The sequence below is a fragment of the Micromonospora sp. NPDC005161 genome (assembly GCF_053599855.1).
The window spans coordinates 1-1,372 of the sequence record NZ_JBSFYQ010000130.1 but is presented as its reverse complement, the minus strand read 5'-3'; the positions used below and the strand labels follow the sequence as shown (position 1 = coordinate 1,372).

Here is a 1,372-nt window from a genome sequence, read left to right as displayed (position 1 = left end):
CAGGGCGATTGCGTAGTCGGGCGGTAGGGCTCTGAGCTGGGGACCTGTGGAGTGAATGGCCTCTGTGGAGGCGAAGGGGGCGGGTGAGATCGCATCGGTGATCATGGAGTTCTCGACGCTTCACGACACCCCGAGGACCTCACCCGCCGATGGCATCATCCCTCATCACCACACTGGCCGTAACGACACCCGCCACCGATACCCCACCAGCCCTGGTCACCGATGGTGAGCAGATTGGTCTGCTGCACGCCTTGTCCGCGGTCCCTGATCCCCGTGACCCACGCGGTGTGCGTTACCCGCTGTCCGGGCTGCTCACCGTCGCGGTGTGTGCGGTGCTGGCCGGTGCGTCGTCGTTCGCCGCGATCACCGACTGGCTCCACGACCTCGACGAACACGCCCGTGCCAGGCTCGGATTCGACCGCGGTGTGCCCGCGGGTACGACGGTGTGGCGGCTACTGACCCGCCTGGACGCCAGTCGGCTGGCCACCGTGCTGGCCGGCTGGCTCCACAGCCGCGCCCAGCCGGTCACTCCACGGCGAAGGCGCTACCGGACGGTGATCGCTGTGGACGGGAAAACCCTGCGTGGGGCCCGCCGCCCCGGCGGCCGCCAGATCCATCTGCTCTCCGCGTTGGACACCACCACCGGCATCGTCCTGGCCCAAGTCACCATCAACGCGAAGTCCAACGAAATCCCCGCCTTCACCCCACTACTCGATGCCATCGAAACAGTTCTGGGCAGCCTGGACGGGATCCTGTTCGTCGCCGACGCGCTGCACACCCAGACCGGCCACGCCCACGAGATCGCCCGCCGCGGCGCCCACCTCATGACGCCGGTGAAGGGCAACCAGCCGACCCTGTTCGCCCAGCTCAAAGCCTTACCCTGGCCACAGATCCCGGCCGGAGACCGAACCCGCGACCGCGGGCACGGGCGCCGGGAGACCCGCACCGTCAAAGCCGTCACCCTCGCCACCCCGGGCGGCATCGGGTTCCCCCACGCCGCACAGGCCGTCCGGATCACCCGCACCCGCACCCTCGCCAGCAGCGGCAAGACCAGCCGCGAGACCGCCTACCTCACCGTGTCCCTGCCCGCCGGCCAGGCCCTGCCCGCCGACCTGCAGGACTGGGCCCGCCGCGAATGGCTCATCGAAAACCACGTCCATCACGTCAGAGATGTCACGTTCCGTGAAGATCTACACCAGGCGCGGACCGGTACCGGACCCGCCGTCATCGCCACCCTGCGTAACACCGCGATCGGCTACCACCGCACCAACGGCGACACCAACATCGCCCGCGCCGCCAGACGCGCCAACCGCCGCTCCCACGACCTCATCACCGCCGTGACCAGCAGTAATCCTAGAACGCAATGACCCTG

1 protein-coding gene is annotated in these 1,372 nt (G+C 68.7%); it reads left to right on the top strand.

Translation table 11 applies throughout. The features are described from left to right. Positions 1-149: 149 nt before the first annotated feature. Entirely contained in the window at positions 150-1,367 is a 1,218-nt protein-coding gene (locus ACWD5O_RS37185; RefSeq protein ID WP_450088180.1) for an ISAs1 family transposase, read from the top strand. The last annotated feature ends 5 nt before the right edge of the window (positions 1,368-1,372 follow it).